General features: G+C 70.4%; 11 protein-coding genes. 8 read left to right on the forward strand and 3 right to left on the reverse strand.

Translation table 11 applies throughout. The features are described from left to right. Positions 1-73: 73 nt before the first annotated feature. The 5 genes from ACIBEI_RS38145 (at position 74) to ACIBEI_RS38165 (ending at position 5,482) form a co-directional block, all read left to right on the forward strand. Complete coding sequence (locus ACIBEI_RS38145; RefSeq protein ID WP_398895109.1) at positions 74-1,438, forward strand: phosphomannomutase/phosphoglucomutase; 1,365 nt, start codon at positions 74-76, stop codon at positions 1,436-1,438. 255 nt (positions 1,439-1,693) lie between these two features. Continuing rightward, a complete protein-coding gene (locus tag ACIBEI_RS38150) occupies positions 1,694-1,864 on the forward strand; it encodes a Trm112 family protein (RefSeq protein WP_079053628.1) in 171 nt (56 codons plus the stop codon). Between the two features lie 96 nt (positions 1,865-1,960). Next, entirely contained in the window at positions 1,961-3,088 is a 1,128-nt protein-coding gene (locus ACIBEI_RS38155; protein WP_398895110.1) for an SIS domain-containing protein, read from the forward strand. A gap of 64 nt (positions 3,089-3,152) precedes the next feature. Next, complete coding sequence (manA, locus tag ACIBEI_RS38160) at positions 3,153-4,304, forward strand: mannose-6-phosphate isomerase, class I (protein ID WP_398895111.1); 1,152 nt, start codon at positions 3,153-3,155, stop codon at positions 4,302-4,304. Positions 4,305-4,504: 200 nt separating this feature from the next. Further along, positions 4,505-5,482 (forward strand): cation diffusion facilitator family transporter, encoded by a 978-nt coding sequence (locus ACIBEI_RS38165; RefSeq protein WP_398895112.1) that lies wholly within the window; start codon positions 4,505-4,507, stop codon positions 5,480-5,482. A 152-nt stretch (positions 5,483-5,634) separates the two neighbouring features. Here the strand turns inward: ACIBEI_RS38165 and lepB are convergent, their stop codons facing one another. Then, complete coding sequence (gene lepB, locus ACIBEI_RS38170; RefSeq protein ID WP_398895113.1) at positions 5,635-6,303, reverse strand: signal peptidase I; 669 nt, start codon at positions 6,301-6,303, stop codon at positions 5,635-5,637. 114 nt (positions 6,304-6,417) lie between these two features. Next, positions 6,418-8,577, reverse strand: a complete 2,160-nt coding sequence (locus ACIBEI_RS38175) for a fructose-specific PTS transporter subunit EIIC (protein ID WP_398895114.1) — start codon at positions 8,575-8,577, stop codon at positions 6,418-6,420. A 415-nt stretch (positions 8,578-8,992) separates the two neighbouring features. Here ACIBEI_RS38175 and ahcY point away from each other — a divergent pair, with 415 nt between their 5' ends. Beyond that, on the forward strand, positions 8,993-10,450 hold the full coding sequence (ahcY, locus tag ACIBEI_RS38180) for an adenosylhomocysteinase (protein ID WP_392784108.1): 1,458 nt from the start codon (positions 8,993-8,995) through the stop codon (positions 10,448-10,450). Positions 10,451-10,563: 113 nt separating this feature from the next. Continuing rightward, positions 10,564-11,178: a hypothetical protein gene (locus ACIBEI_RS38185; protein ID WP_398895115.1), complete on the forward strand. Its 615-nt coding sequence runs from the start codon at positions 10,564-10,566 to the stop codon at positions 11,176-11,178. A gap of 25 nt (positions 11,179-11,203) precedes the next feature. Here the strand turns inward: ACIBEI_RS38185 and ACIBEI_RS38190 are convergent, their stop codons facing one another. Continuing rightward, a complete protein-coding gene (locus tag ACIBEI_RS38190) occupies positions 11,204-12,226 on the reverse strand; it encodes an RDD family protein (RefSeq protein ID WP_398895116.1) in 1,023 nt (340 codons plus the stop codon). Between the two features lie 117 nt (positions 12,227-12,343). Between ACIBEI_RS38190 and ACIBEI_RS38195 the strand changes: the two genes are divergently transcribed. After that, the gene (locus ACIBEI_RS38195; protein ID WP_398895117.1) at positions 12,344-13,351 is read left to right on the forward strand and encodes a stage II sporulation protein M; all 1,008 of its coding nucleotides are present in this window, start codon (positions 12,344-12,346) and stop codon (positions 13,349-13,351) included. The last annotated feature ends 670 nt before the right edge of the window (positions 13,352-14,021 follow it).

Raw genomic sequence — 14,021 nt, forward strand, 5'->3', positions numbered from 1 at the left:
GGTACCGCACACCCGAGTGTCAGTGCGTACGGGTAGTTTGGGGCCACCGTTGAGGACTCAAGGAAGGTTGGCCGTGACCGCTGATCTGTCGCAGCTCGTTAAGGCGTACGACGTACGCGGGGTGGTCCCGGACCAGTGGGACGAGACGCTGGCCGAGCTGTTCGGCGCGGCCTTCGTGCAGGTCACGGGCGCCGACGCGATCGTGACCGGGCACGACATGCGCCCCTCGTCCCCCGGTCTGTCGAGGGCCTTCGCACGCGGGGCGGCGGCGCGCGGCGTCGACGTGACCGAGATCGGGCTCTGCTCGACGGACCAGCTGTACTACGCGTCGGGGGCGTTCGGCCTCGCGGGCGCGATGTTCACGGCCTCGCACAACCCGGCGCAGTACAACGGCATCAAGATGTGCCGCCCGGGCGCCGCCCCGGTCGGCCAGGACACCGGCCTCGCGGAGATCCGCGAACTGGTCGAGTCCTGGATCGATTCCGGAGCCCCGGCCTCGGACGCGACACCGGGCACGATCACTCAGCGGGACACGCTGGAGGACTACTCGGCGCACCTGCGCGGCCTCGTCGACCTGACCTCCATCCGCCCCCTGAAGGTCGTGGTCGACGCGGGCAACGGCATGGGCGGACACACCGTCCCCACGGTCTTCGCCGGCCTGCCGCTCACCCTCGTCCCGATGTACTTCGAGCTGGATGGCACGTTCCCGAACCACGAGGCGAACCCGCTGGACCCGGCGAACATCGTCGACCTCCAGAAGCGCGTCCGCGAGGAGGACGCCGACCTCGGCATCGCCTTCGACGGCGACGCCGACCGCTGCTTCGTCGTCGACGAGCGCGGCGAGCCGGTCTCCCCGTCCGCGATCACGGCCCTGGTCGCCGCCCGCGAGCTGGCCAGGCACGGCGGCAAGGGCACGGTCATCCACAACCTGATCACGTCCTGGTCGGTCCCGGAGGTCGTCCGGGAGAACGGCGGCACGCCGGTACGCACGCGCGTGGGCCACTCCTTCATCAAGGCCGAGATGGCCACCTCCGGCGCGATCTTCGGCGGCGAGCACTCCGCGCACTACTACTTCAAGGGCTTCTGGAACGCGGACACGGGCATGCTCGCCGCCCTCCACGTCCTCGCCGCCCTCGGCGGCCAGGAGGGCACGCTCTCCGCCCTCGTCGCCCAGTACGACCGCTACGCCGGCTCCGGCGAGATCAACTCCACGGTCGACGACCAGACCGGCCGCCTCGCCGCCATCAAGGCCGCCTACGGGGGCCACGAGGGCATCACCCTCGACGAACTCGACGGCCTCACCGTCTCCGCCACCGACTGGTGGTTCAACGTCCGCCCGTCCAACACGGAGCCGCTGCTGCGCCTCAACGCGGAGGCACGGGACGAGGCGACGATGACGAAGGTGCGGGACGAGGTGCTGGCGATCATCAGGGGCTGAGGTCTCGGGGGCCAGCCCCCGAACCCCCGCTCCTCAAACGCCGGAGGGGCTGGTTGTCAGCCCGTCCGGCGTTTGAGGACGAGGCCGTTCAGGCCGAAGCGGGGGTCTGGGGGCGCAGCCCTCAGAAAGTGACGGGAATGGGTAGGGGCGGCGGGGGCGAACTCCCCCGACGCCCACCCACCCGCAGCGGTACCCTGACCAGGCCACATCACCCGCATAACCCCGCCCTCGACCCCGCCCCCGAAGGGACCCGACATGCCGCTCGAAGCCGGCCTCCTGGAGATCCTCGCCTGCCCGGCGTGCCACGCCCCCCTCAAGGAGCAGGAAACCGAGCTGATCTGCACAGGCCAGGACTGCGGCCTGGCCTACCCCGTCCGGGACGACATCCCGGTCCTCCTCGTGGACGAGGCCCGCCGCCCCGCATAGGGCCCGCCGCACTAGGCGACCCGCACAGGGCCTGCCGCCAAGGCGACCCGCAAGGCCGAGCCCCAAGGAAGAACCGGCGACCGGAGGCTGCCGCCCATGCTCGACGAATCGCTGCTCGACGCCCCCGAGGCCCTCGCGGAGGCGGACCGCCGCGGCCTGCTCCGCGGCGCCGCCGAAGCGGGCGCCAGAGTCCGCACGGCGGCCCGGCACGCGGCCGAGGCGGGCATCCCCGAGCTCAAGCCGGACGGCCGCCCGCGCGCCGTCCTGATCGCGGGCCCCGGCGCCGCCGCGATCAGCGCCGCGGACCTGCTCGGCACCCTCGCCGGGGCGGGCAGCCCCGTCATCCGCCTGGCCCCCACCGGCGTGGCCCCGGCCGCGGGCGCCCTCCGCTGGGAGCTGCCCGGCTGGGCAGGCCCCGTCGACCTGCTCCTGATCGCCACCCCGGACGGCAGCGAGCCCGGCCTCTCGCTCCTGGTCGAGCAGGCCTACCGCCGCGGCTGCACGGTCGCCGCCGTGGCCCCGGCCCGCTCCCCGCTGACCGAGGCGGTGGACGGCGCCCACGGCCTCTTCGTACAGATGGCGACAGCCCCGTACGAGCCGGGGGCGCCCTCCGCCGCGTCCGCCCCCGGAGTGCTGTGGGCGCTGCTCACACCGCTGCTCGCGCTCCTGGACCGCACCGGGCTGGTCACCGCGCCGCCCGAGGCCCTGCAGAAGGTCGCCGACCGGCTCGACCAGATCGCGGAGCGTTGCGGCCCGGCCATCGCGACGTACAGCAACCCCGCCAAGACCCTCGCGGCCGAGCTGGCCGAGGCGCTCCCGGTGATCTGGACCGAGGGCACGTCCGCGGGCCCGGCAGGCCGCCGATTCGTCGGTGCGCTGGCCGAGCTGGCGGGCCGCCCCGCGCTCGCCGCCGAGCTGCCCGAGGCGCTCGACGCGCACAGCGTCCTGCTCTCGGGCGCGCTGGCCGCCGGCGCGGACCCGGACGACTTCTTCCGCGACCGCGTAGAGGAGGCACAGGTCATGCACGCGCGCGTGGTCCTCCTTCGCGACCGCCCGACCGGCGGCCTCAGCGCCGCCCCCGCCGCCCGTGAACTGGCCCTCAGCCACGACACACCGATCAGCGAACTCGAACCGGAGGACGGCGGCGACCTGGAGACCCTCGCCGAGCTGATCGCCATCACGGATTTCGCCGCCGTTTACCTGGCGCTCGCCTCAGGCGCCTGACCTTGAGCAACGCCTGGTGACCAGCGCCCGCTGAGCAGCGTACGTACGGAGAAGAAGACAGAGCATGGACCGCCTCGACAACACGATCCGCCCCTACGCCTGGGGCTCCACCACGGCCATCCCGCACCTTCTGGGCGTCGAGCCGACCGGCGAGCCGCAGGCCGAGATGTGGATGGGTGCCCACCCGGGCGCGCCCTCGCGCACCCTCCGCGGTCCGCTCACCGAGGTGATCGACGAGGCTCCCGAGAAGGAGCTGGGCCGGGCCGCCGTCGCCAAGTTCGGCCCACGCCTCCCGTTCCTCCTCAAGCTCCTCGCCGCGGGCGCCCCCCTCTCCCTCCAGGTGCACCCCGACCTCGCCCAGGCCAAGGAGGGATACGAGGACGAGGAGCGCCGGGGCGTCCCGATCGACGCCCCGCACCGCAACTACAAGGACGCCAACCACAAGCCCGAACTCATCTGCGCGCTCACGGAGTTCGACGGCCTGTGCGGATTCCGGACCCCGGCGGAGGCCGCCGACCTGCTCGCGGCCCTCGACGTCGACTCCCTCAAGCCGTACGTCGACCTGCTGCACGCCCACCCCGAAGAGGCCGCGCTGCGCGAGGTGTTGACGGCCGTGCTCTCCGCGGACCGCGAGCAGATGGCCGCCACGGTCACCGAGGCCGCCGCGGCCTGCGCCCGGCTCGGCGGCGCCCACGCCCCGTACGCCGATCTCGCCCACCACTACCCGGGCGACCCGGGTGTCATCGCCGCGATGCTGCTCAACCACGTCCGACTGCAGCCCGGCGAGGCCCTGTTCCTCGGCGCCGGTGTGCCGCACGCGTATCTGAACGGCCTCGGCGTCGAGATCATGGCCAACTCCGACAACGTCCTGCGCTGCGGCCTGACCCCCAAGCACGTCGACGTCCCCGAACTCCTGCGTATCGTCCGCTTCGAGGCGAGCGACCCGGGCGTACTGCGCCCCGAGGCGTCCCCCGACGGCGAGGAGGTCTACGAGACCCCCATCGACGAGTTCCGCCTCTCCCGCTACGCCCTCGTGGCGGGCGCCCCGGTCCACGACCTCACCCTCGGCACCCCGCAGATCCTGCTGTGCACCGCGGGTTCCGTACAGGCGGGCGAGCACGCGCTCGGCCCCGGCCGGTCCGTCTTCGTACCGGCGGGCGAAAAGGCGGAAGTGTCCGGCGACGGCGCGGTCTTCCGGGCCACCGTCATCGCCTGAGCCCCGGCGACCCTCTCCATGGCGGGGACCTTGGCGGGACCCTCCCGCACGGCCCGAAACGGTCACTGTGGCAACCCGACGTACCGATGTCGGCCCGGGCTGCAACAATGGCCCACCGCAAAGGGTGGGCAAAGCCCGGGACGGCAGCCGAGCGGGCAGACGGCCGGCCGGGATGGCAGACGAAGGGACATCGGGAACACATGAGCGCGTCAGGCGGCACCAAAGCGATCGTGGCGGCACTCGCCGCGAACCTCGCGATCGCGGTAGCGAAGTTCGTGGCGTTCCTCTTCAGTGGTTCGTCGTCGATGCTCGCCGAATCCGTGCACTCGCTCGCCGACTCGGGCAACCAGGGCCTGCTGCTCCTCGGCGGCAAGAAGGCCCAGCGCGAGGCGACCCCGCAACACCCCTTCGGCTACGGCCGCGAGCGGTACATCTACGCCTTCCTCGTCTCGATCGTCCTCTTCTCGGTCGGCGGCATGTTCGCGATCTACGAGGGCTACGAGAAGATCAAGCACCCGCACGAGATCGACCACTGGTACTGGCCGGTGGGCGTCCTCGTCTTCGCGATCATCGCCGAGACCTTCTCCTTCCGGACGGCCATCAAGGAGTCCAACACGCTCCGCGGCAGGCAGTCCTGGAAGGAGTTCGTACGCCACGCCAAGGCCCCCGAGCTGCCGGTCGTGCTCCTTGAGGACCTGGGCGCGCTCGTCGGTCTGATCCTCGCGCTCATCGGCGTGGGCCTGGCCCTGGGCACGGGCGACGGCGTCTGGGACGGCATCGGCACCCTCTGCATCGGCATCCTGCTGATCGCCATCGCCATCGTCCTGGCCGCCGAGACCAAGTCGCTGCTCCTGGGCGAGGCCGCCGGCGTGGAGGACGTCAGGAAGATCGAGGCCGCCATCGTCGACGGCGAGACGGTCCCCGCCATCATCCACATGCGCACGCTCCACCTCGGCCCCGAAGAACTGCTCGTCGCCGCCAAGATCGCCGTCCGGCACGACGAAACGGCCGCCGAGGTCGCCGCCGCCATCGACGCCGCCGAGTCCCGCATCCGCGAGGCCGTCCCGATCGCCCGCGTCATCTACCTCGAACCCGACATCTACAGCGAGACCAAGGCCGCGAAGGGCCCGGACCCCGAGGCCGCCCCGGGCGGCCCGGTACCCACCGCCGAACACTGACCTCCCGTACGGGGATTCCGTACGAGGATTCCGTACGAGGCAGGGGGCGCCCTCTTCCTCGTATGCCCTCCTCGTACGAGACCGGGCCCGCCGAGCGATTCGGCGGGCCCTTCCGCGTACAGGCGCCTGTACGTCCGTCCGTGCCGCGCCGCCTACGTGTGCACGGGCCAGGGCGGCGCCGGAGGCACCGACCGGCGTCGTACGGCCCTGGCCGCGATCCCACAGCCGAGCCCGACCAGTGCGAGCACCAGCCCGAGGGCCGCCGCCAGCAGCACGAACAGGGCACCGCCCAGGCCGTCCACCACCCGCCCCCGCACGGCCCCGGCCGACAACGCGCCCGCCGTGTCGCCGCTTCCGTAGAACCGGGAGTCCAGCGAGTCCATCCGGTGGTCGCCGAGCAGGAACAGCTGCCCCTCGGGCACCTTCAGGTCGTACGGCCGCCCGATGCCGTCGGCGACACCGTCCCGCACGTACGACTCCTTGAGCGCACGCCCGTTGAGTGTCACCCGCTCTGTCGTGCCGCTGCCCTCGCAGCACGCCACCCGGTCGCCGCCGACACCCACGACCCGCTGGAGCACGGGCCCGTCGACGTCCGGGCGGGGCGAGTCGACGAGAACGACATCGCCCCGGCGCACCTGGTCCCCGTCCACCAACTCCACGACCAGCCGCTCCCCGGCGGTGTACGTGGGCGACATGCTCGTACTCACCACGGTGACCCTCGTATAGGCCGACCGCACATACAGCACGGAGCCGATCAACAACACGAGCCCCAACGGCCCCAACACCCAGGCCGTGAGCGCCAGTCCGCGTCCCTTGCGCATCCCTGTCCCCTCCCCTCGCGGCACTTCCGCGCGTGCGGAGAGTAGGGCGTCCCGGTGAACGGGAGGGGTCTCGCACCTCCGAGAGGTGCGAGACCCCGGACGGGATCCGAGCGGCTACCGGATCTCGCGCAGCACGTCGAGAACCGCCGCCTCGTCGGGAGCCGTCGTCAGCCGCTCGCGGAACCCGGTGTCCATCAACTTCCGGGACAGCAGCGCCAGGATGCGCAGATGCTCGTCCCCGGCGGCGGCCTCGGGCACGGAGATCATGAAGACCAGCTTCGCCTTCGTACCGTCGAGCGAACCCCACTCGACGCCCTCCGCGGACCGCGCGAACCCGACGACGGGCGCCGTCACGGCATCGGTCTTGGCATGCGGGATGGCGATCTCCTCGCCGAGCCCGGTCGTGCCCTGCTCCTCACGCCGCAACGCCGCCGCCACCAACTCCTCGACGTCCGTGACCTTCCCGGTGGCGGCCAGCAGCCCCGCCATCTCCCGGATCGCGGACTCCTTGTCACCGGAATCGAGCTGGACCTTGACGGTCTGGGCGGTGAGATACCCGGAGAGGACTTCGTCGTCCGAGGCACTGGCGGACACGTCTGTGGACGCGTCTGTGGACCCGGCGGCGGATCGGTCCGCGGACGTGTCGGGGGAGGCATCGGCCGTGGAACCGGTGGATGCCGGAGCCGATGCCGTCCGCTGGGCGGGAGCGTGAACGGTGGCAGTCCCGGCGCCCGCGCCTACTCCCGCGCCCGCGAGGGCGAGTTCGGGCTGCGGCGCGAGCCCGTCGGCCATCGACCGCCCCCGCCGCCTGCGCTCACTGACATCGATGAGCGCGACCGTAGTCAGGGCCGTCACCACGGTCCCGATCACCACGGCCACGAAGAACATCGGTACGCCGCTGACGGCGCCCAGCACCGCCACGATCGGCCCGCCGTGCGGAACCGCGTCCTCGACCCCGGCCAGACCCGCGAGCGCACCGGCCACCGCGCCGCCCAGCATGTTGGCGGGGATGACCTGCGCCGGCCGCGCGGCCGCGAACGGGATGGCGCCCTCGGATATCCCGAACAACCCCATGAACAGCGAGGCGAGACCCGTCTCACGCTCCTGCTCGGTGTAGAGCCGCTTGCGGATCAGCGTGGCGAGACCCTGCCCGAGCGGCATCACCGGGATCGCGGCCGCGCACATGCCCATGACCTCCTGGTTGCCGGTCGCGATGAGCCCCGTACCGAACAGGAACGCCGTCTTGTTGACCGGCCCGCCCATGTCGAACGCGATCATCAGCCCCAGGATCGCGCCGAGCAGCACCGCACTGGTCCCGGTCATCCCGCCGAGCCAGTCCGTCAGATGCTCGAAGACCCAGGAGATGGGCTCGCCGATCACGTAGATGAAGAACAGCCCGAGCGCCGTCGTCGCCACGATCGGGATCACGATGATCGGCATGATCGGCCGGACGAACTTCGGCACCTCGACCTTCTTGATCCACAGCACCAGATAGCCGGCGAGGAACCCGGTCACGATCGCCCCGATGAAGCCCGCGCCCGCCTCGGAGTCGTACAGCGAACCGGTGTTGGCGATCCACCCGCCGACCATGCCCGGTACCAGCGCGGGCCGGTCCCCGATCGCGTACGCGATATAGCCGGACAGGATCGGCACCATCAGCTGGAACCCGATGACGCCGATGTTGTTGACGTCCATCCAGAAGGAGTCCTTCGGGATGACCAGGCCACCGGACGGATCGGTGTGCCCGCCGAGCGACAGCGAGATCGCGATCAGCAGCCCGCCGACCACGACGAACGGGATCATGTAACTGACGCCGTTCATCAGCGCCTTGTACCCGACGCTCCGCTCCCTGCCGCCACCGCCACCGCCGCCGGTGGACGAGGACGTACTCGTCCCGCTTCCACCCCCGCCGTGCACGGGCGCGGTCCGCACCTGCTCGATCAGCCGCTCGGGGTGGTGGATTCCCTCGGCGACGCCGACCGTCACCATCCGCTTCCCGGCGAACCGGCTCAGGTCCACATCCTTGTCCGCGGCGATGATCACGCCGTCCGCGGTTCTGACATCGTTGTCAGTGAGTACGTTTTCGGCCCCGATCGAGCCCTGGGTCTCTACCTTGATGTCGACGCCGAGCCGCTCCGCCGCCTGCGAGAGCTTCTCGGCCGCCATGTAGGTGTGGGCAATGCCGGTCGGGCAGGCGGTCACGGCGAGCAGCTTCAACCGCTGCCGCTCGCCACTGCCGCCGCCCGTGGGGGGAAGGCCGGCCGGACTGGTCACGTCGATCTCCTAACGCCTTTGTTGTGGGGGATCGCGATCCGCGAGCTGGCGCACATGGTCCCGATCCCCGGCATCCTGCAACAGGCCCCCGCACAGGATCAAAAGTTCGAAAGTCCCGGATTGTCCGGGCTTGTTGGCTCCTGATCCCGGCCCGGCGGCCCCTCGGACTCCGCTTCCTTCTGTCCGGAGGCGGACTGGGGCCCGCTGAGCCGATCGGTGTAGATTCGTAACCGAGCCAGACGTCGCTGCTGATGGCGGTCGGGCGGCCCCGTACGGGCCGGCCGAGGGAGAGAGGGCCTCCGACGGACTGCGCTGCGCAAGGCACCGGGCATTCGTGTGCCCCGTGGACGCACGTCCTGCCCCGCCGCCGCGCAGACCAGCCCACCGACCTCGCCCAACCCGAGGAGCAGCTCGTATGACCACTGTCGACAACCGACAGGACTTCAAGGTCGCCGACCTTTCCCTGGCCGACTTCGGTCGCAAGGAGATCACCCTCGCCGAGCACGAGATGCCCGGCCTGATGTCGATCCGCAAGGAGTTCGCCGCCTCCCAGCCGCTGGCCGGCGCCCGCATCATGGGCTCGCTGCACATGACCGTGCAGACCGCCGTACTGATCGAGACCCTGGTCGCCCTGGGCGCCGAGGTCCGCTGGGTGTCCTGCAACATCTTCTCCACCCAGGACCACGCGGCCGCCGCCATCGCCGTCGGCCCGAACGGCACGCCCGACAACCCCCAGGGCATCCCGGTCTTCGCCTGGAAGGGCGAGACGCTGGAGGAGTACTGGTGGTGCACGGAGCAGGCGCTGACCTGGCCGAACACCCCCACCGGGGGCCCGAACATGATCCTGGACGACGGCGGTGACGCCACCATGCTCGTCCACAAGGGCGTCGAGTACGAGAAGGCCGGCAAGGTCCCGTCCCTCGACACCGCCGAGTCCGACGAGCACCGCGTCGTCCTGGGGCTCCTGACCCGGACGATCTCGAACGGCTCGCAGAAGTGGACCCAGGTCGCCTCGGAGATCCGCGGCGTGACCGAGGAGACCACCACTGGCGTCCACCGCCTGTACGAGATGCACCGCGACGGCACCCTCCTGTTCCCGGCGATCAACGTGAACGACGCCGTCACCAAGTCGAAGTTCGACAACAAGTACGGCTGCCGCCACTCCCTGATCGACGGCATCAACCGCGCCACCGACGTCCTCATCGGCGGCAAGACCGCGGTCGTCCTCGGCTACGGCGACGTGGGCAAGGGCTGCGCGGAGTCCCTGCGCGGCCAGGGCGCCCGCGTGATCGTCACCGAGATCGACCCGATCTGCGCACTGCAGGCGGCGATGGACGGCTACCAGGTCACGACGCTCGACGAGGTCGTCGACAAGGCCGACATCTTCATCACCACGACCGGCAACAAGGACATCATCATGGCCTCGGACATGGCCAAGATGAAGCACCAGGCGATCGTGGGCAACATCGGCCACTTCGACAACGAGATCGACATGGCCGGCCTGGCGAAGATCCCGGGCATCGTCAAGGACGAGGTCAAGCCGCAGGTCCACACCTGGAAGTTCCCCGACGGCAAGGTGATCATCGTCCTCTCCGAGGGCCGCCTGCTGAACCTGGGCAACGCGACCGGCCACCCGTCGTTCGTGATGTCCAACTCGTTCGCGGACCAGACCCTGGCCCAGATCGAGCTGTTCACCAAGCCCGAGGAGTACCCGACCGACGTCTACGTGCTGCCCAAGCACCTCGACGAGAAGGTCGCCCGCCTCCACCTCGACGCGCTCGGCGTGAAGCTCACGACGCTCCGCCCGGAGCAGGCGAGCTACATCGGCGTAGAGGTCGAGGGCCCGTACAAGTCGGACCACTACCGCTACTGAGCAGCCGAACCCGGCGCTAGTCCGGCTCTAACCCGGCGCGCTCAGCCAACGGTTGTCAGCAGGCCCCCGTCGTCACAGGCGGGGGCCTGCCCCCTACGAGGACCCGAGCCACCATGCCCCGCGGCCGATATTCGCTCCATGACCCGCACGACCACACCCCCCTCGCCGAAGAACACTTCCACTGCGCGCCCGGCCCCTCCGGCTGGCGCTACGTCTCCCAACTGACCTCCCCCACCGGCGACCCCGCCGGTTCCGTCGACCTCGCACTCGACGACCTCGGCCGCCCCATCCGCCTCGAACTGCACGCCTCGGGCTGGCAGGTCCGCGGCGCCGCCCTCGACGGCGTCACCTGGGTCCGCACCGACCCCACGGGAGTTCACGCCACCGAAGGCAATGTCCGCGCCCACGCCTTCACCGGCACATCCCCCGCGTTCCTCATCGCCACCGCACGTCTGCTGCGCCTCACCCCCGATGCCTCCGCCACGCGTGTACGCCTCGTCGCCTTCACGGACCCGGTCCTCGCCCCGCGCACCCTCGACCAGTCCTGGGCCCTGATCACGAGAGAAACACACGCCACTGACAACGGCCCCCTGACCGTGGAGGAATACCAGGTCACAGCCCTGGACACCGGTGAGCAGCACGCCGTGCACCTCTCCGGCGACGTGATCCTCTCCGCACCCGGCATCGAGTTGGAGGACCTGGAGTCACCGCCGTCGGCGTTCGCCTGACGAAGGTGCAGGGGGAGCCCGGGAGCTACGCGGGCGGGGCGAAGCCGGTGGCGGGACGCTCGGCGCCGGCGTCCTGTGGGGTCGGTGCCGAGGCCGGGGCCGGTGCTGGGGCGGGGGCCGGTGTCGGAGCCGAGTAGGCGGAGGTCGGTGAGGCCGGTGGGGCCGGGTAGGAGGGGTAGGCCGATTCCGGGGAAGGCACCGTCCCGTACGGCATCGCGGGCCCGCTCGTACCTGGCGTGGCCGGCATACCGGGCGCGCCTGCCGCTTGTCGGCCCGCGGCGTGGCCACCAGCAGCGGCCCCGCCACCGAACGCCCGCCGGGCCTCCCGAGCCTGCCGTTCCTGCATCACGGCCGCCAGATACGCGGCCGGCGGCACCCCCTGCGGCGCCGGAGCCCCGGTGCGCTCCGCGACATCGGCCGCGAGCCGCTCCGCCATCGCCCAGCCGACCTGCGGATCCAGCTGCTGCATCCGCGTCAGGTACTGCCGTACGGCCAGCCACAGCGCATCCGGTACCCCGGACAGATCAAGGCCGGAGAACCGCCCCGCCAGCCAAGGCGGCGGTGGAGGCACGAAGGACGTACGCCCGGCGGGAATCCGTTCCCGTACGACCAGAGTGCCGGCGAACACATCCCCGAGCCGCCGCCCCCGCGCGGACACCAGAGACGCGATGCACGCCACGACACCGAACGTCATCAGGATCTCGACCACGCCGACGGCCCCACGCACCAGCGCGTGCCGGAACCGGATCGGCCCGCCGTCGTCCCGCACCACCCGCAGCCCGCACGCCAGCTTTCCCAGCGACCGCCCATGACTGAGCGTCTCCACGGCGATCGGCCCGCCCACCAGCAGAAGAATGAACGCGGCGATCGACACCGCCATCTGCGCCGCCTCGTCGAGCGCGGCCGTGGACGCCACCAGGGCAATGGTCACCGCGACATAGGCGGCCACCGCCACCGCCAGATCGAGCACCACGGCCAGCACCCGGCTCGGCAGCTTCGCGGGGCGCAACTCCAGCGCCACCGCCTCGCCCGTCACAAGCTCACTCACGCCCGCCGTCCTTCCCCGAACTGCCCTGAGGACAGCCAGTCTGCCAAGCTGAGGGCACATCGCGCCGCAGTGCGACAAGCTGACCACACGACGAGCAGCCGAGGAGCAGCCAACCCGATGGACCTCGACGTCTTCGTGTCCGCCCACCGAGCCGAATGGGACCGGCTCGACGCACTCCTCGGACGCCAGAGGCGCCTCACCGGCACGGAGGCCGACGAACTCGTCGCCCTCTACCAGCGCACGGCGACCCATCTCTCCCTGATCCAGTCGAGCGCCCCGGACCCCCAGCTCACCGGCCGCCTCAGTCAACTGGTGGCACGCGCGCATAGTGCGGTGACAGGCACCCGCCGCGCCTCCTGGCGCGATGTCACTCGCTTCCTCACGCACGGTTTCCCCGCAGCGGTCTACCGCTCACGCCACTGGTGGGTCCCCACCGCGCTGCTCTCCACGGCGGTCGCCATCCTCCTGGGGTGGTGGATCGGCACCCACCCGGAGGTCCAGTCCTCGATCGCGGCCCCGAGCGACCTACGGGAGCTCACCCGCCCAGGCGGCGAGTACGAGACCTACTACTCGAGCCATCCGGCGACGTCCTTCGCCGCCCAGGTATGGACGAACAACGCCCAGGCCGCCGCGATGTGCCTGGTACTCGGCGCCTTCCTCTGCCTGCCGGTCGTCTGGATCCTCTTCCAGAACATGCTCAACGTGGGCGTGGGCATCGGCCTGATGTCCTCGGCCGGCCGCCTCGACACCTTCCTCGGCCTGATCCTCCCGCACGGCCTCCTGGAGCTGACCGCCGTCTTCGTAGCGGCCGGTACGGGACTACGCCTCGGGTGGACCGTCATCGACCCCGGCCCCCGCAGCCGCCGATCCGCCCTCGCCGAGGAGGGCCGAGCCGCCCTGGGCATGGCGATAGGCCTGGCCCTGGTCCTCTTCGTCTCGGGCGCCATCGAAGGCTTCGTCACCCCGTCCGGCCTCCCGACGTGGGCCCGCATCGGCATCGGCATAGCCGCCGAACTGCTCTTCCTCGCGTACGTCTACATCCTGGGCGGTCGCGCGGCGCGGGCCGGTGAGACGGGCGACGTCGAGGAAGCCGAACGCAGCGCCTCCGTACCGACCGCCGCCTGATGTGCAGGCACGTCGGCTGAGCTGCTAGTCTCCTCTTCGCCCCACGAAAACCGTTGACACGGGACGTGTGGGGAGGTAGATTCGAACAGTTGCCTAGAGCTGGACAAGCTCGGTGGTGGCGGTTTAGCATCTGTCAGCTTCCTGGAATTCGGTTCCGGTGAAGCACTTCCCGATAAATCAGGAACGAGTGGCCGGTCAGGCCGGTCAAAAACTTCTGATAAAGTCGGACTCGCCGAAAGAAAGCCACAAGGCAATCGAATAGGCAAAGGCCTACCAACTGGCCACCAGAAATGAATTCCGACCGGAAACGGAACGGGAAGCGGATCTGGTAAGGTTGGAAACACCGAAGGGAAGCGCCCGGAGGAAAGCCACGAGAGATTATCTCGGGTGAGTACGAAGGAAGCGTCCGTTCCTTGAGAACTCAACAGCGTGCCAAAAATCAACGCCAGATATGTTGATACCCCGTCCATCGCATTATGTGGTGGGTGGAGGTTCCTTTGAAAAAGTCCTGCCGGGCATTGGTCCGGCAGGCGCACAGCGAGGACGCTGTGAACCATCGGTCTTATTCCGGTCGATGGTTCCGCTCTCGTGGTGTTTCGCCGGATGACCGGCATACATTCACGGAGAGTTTGATCCTGGCTCAGGACGAACGCTGGCGGCGTGCTTAACA

This window comes from Streptomyces sp. NPDC050988, from assembly GCF_044456225.1.
In the GTDB taxonomy this organism is placed as follows: domain Bacteria; phylum Actinomycetota; class Actinomycetes; order Streptomycetales; family Streptomycetaceae; genus Streptomyces.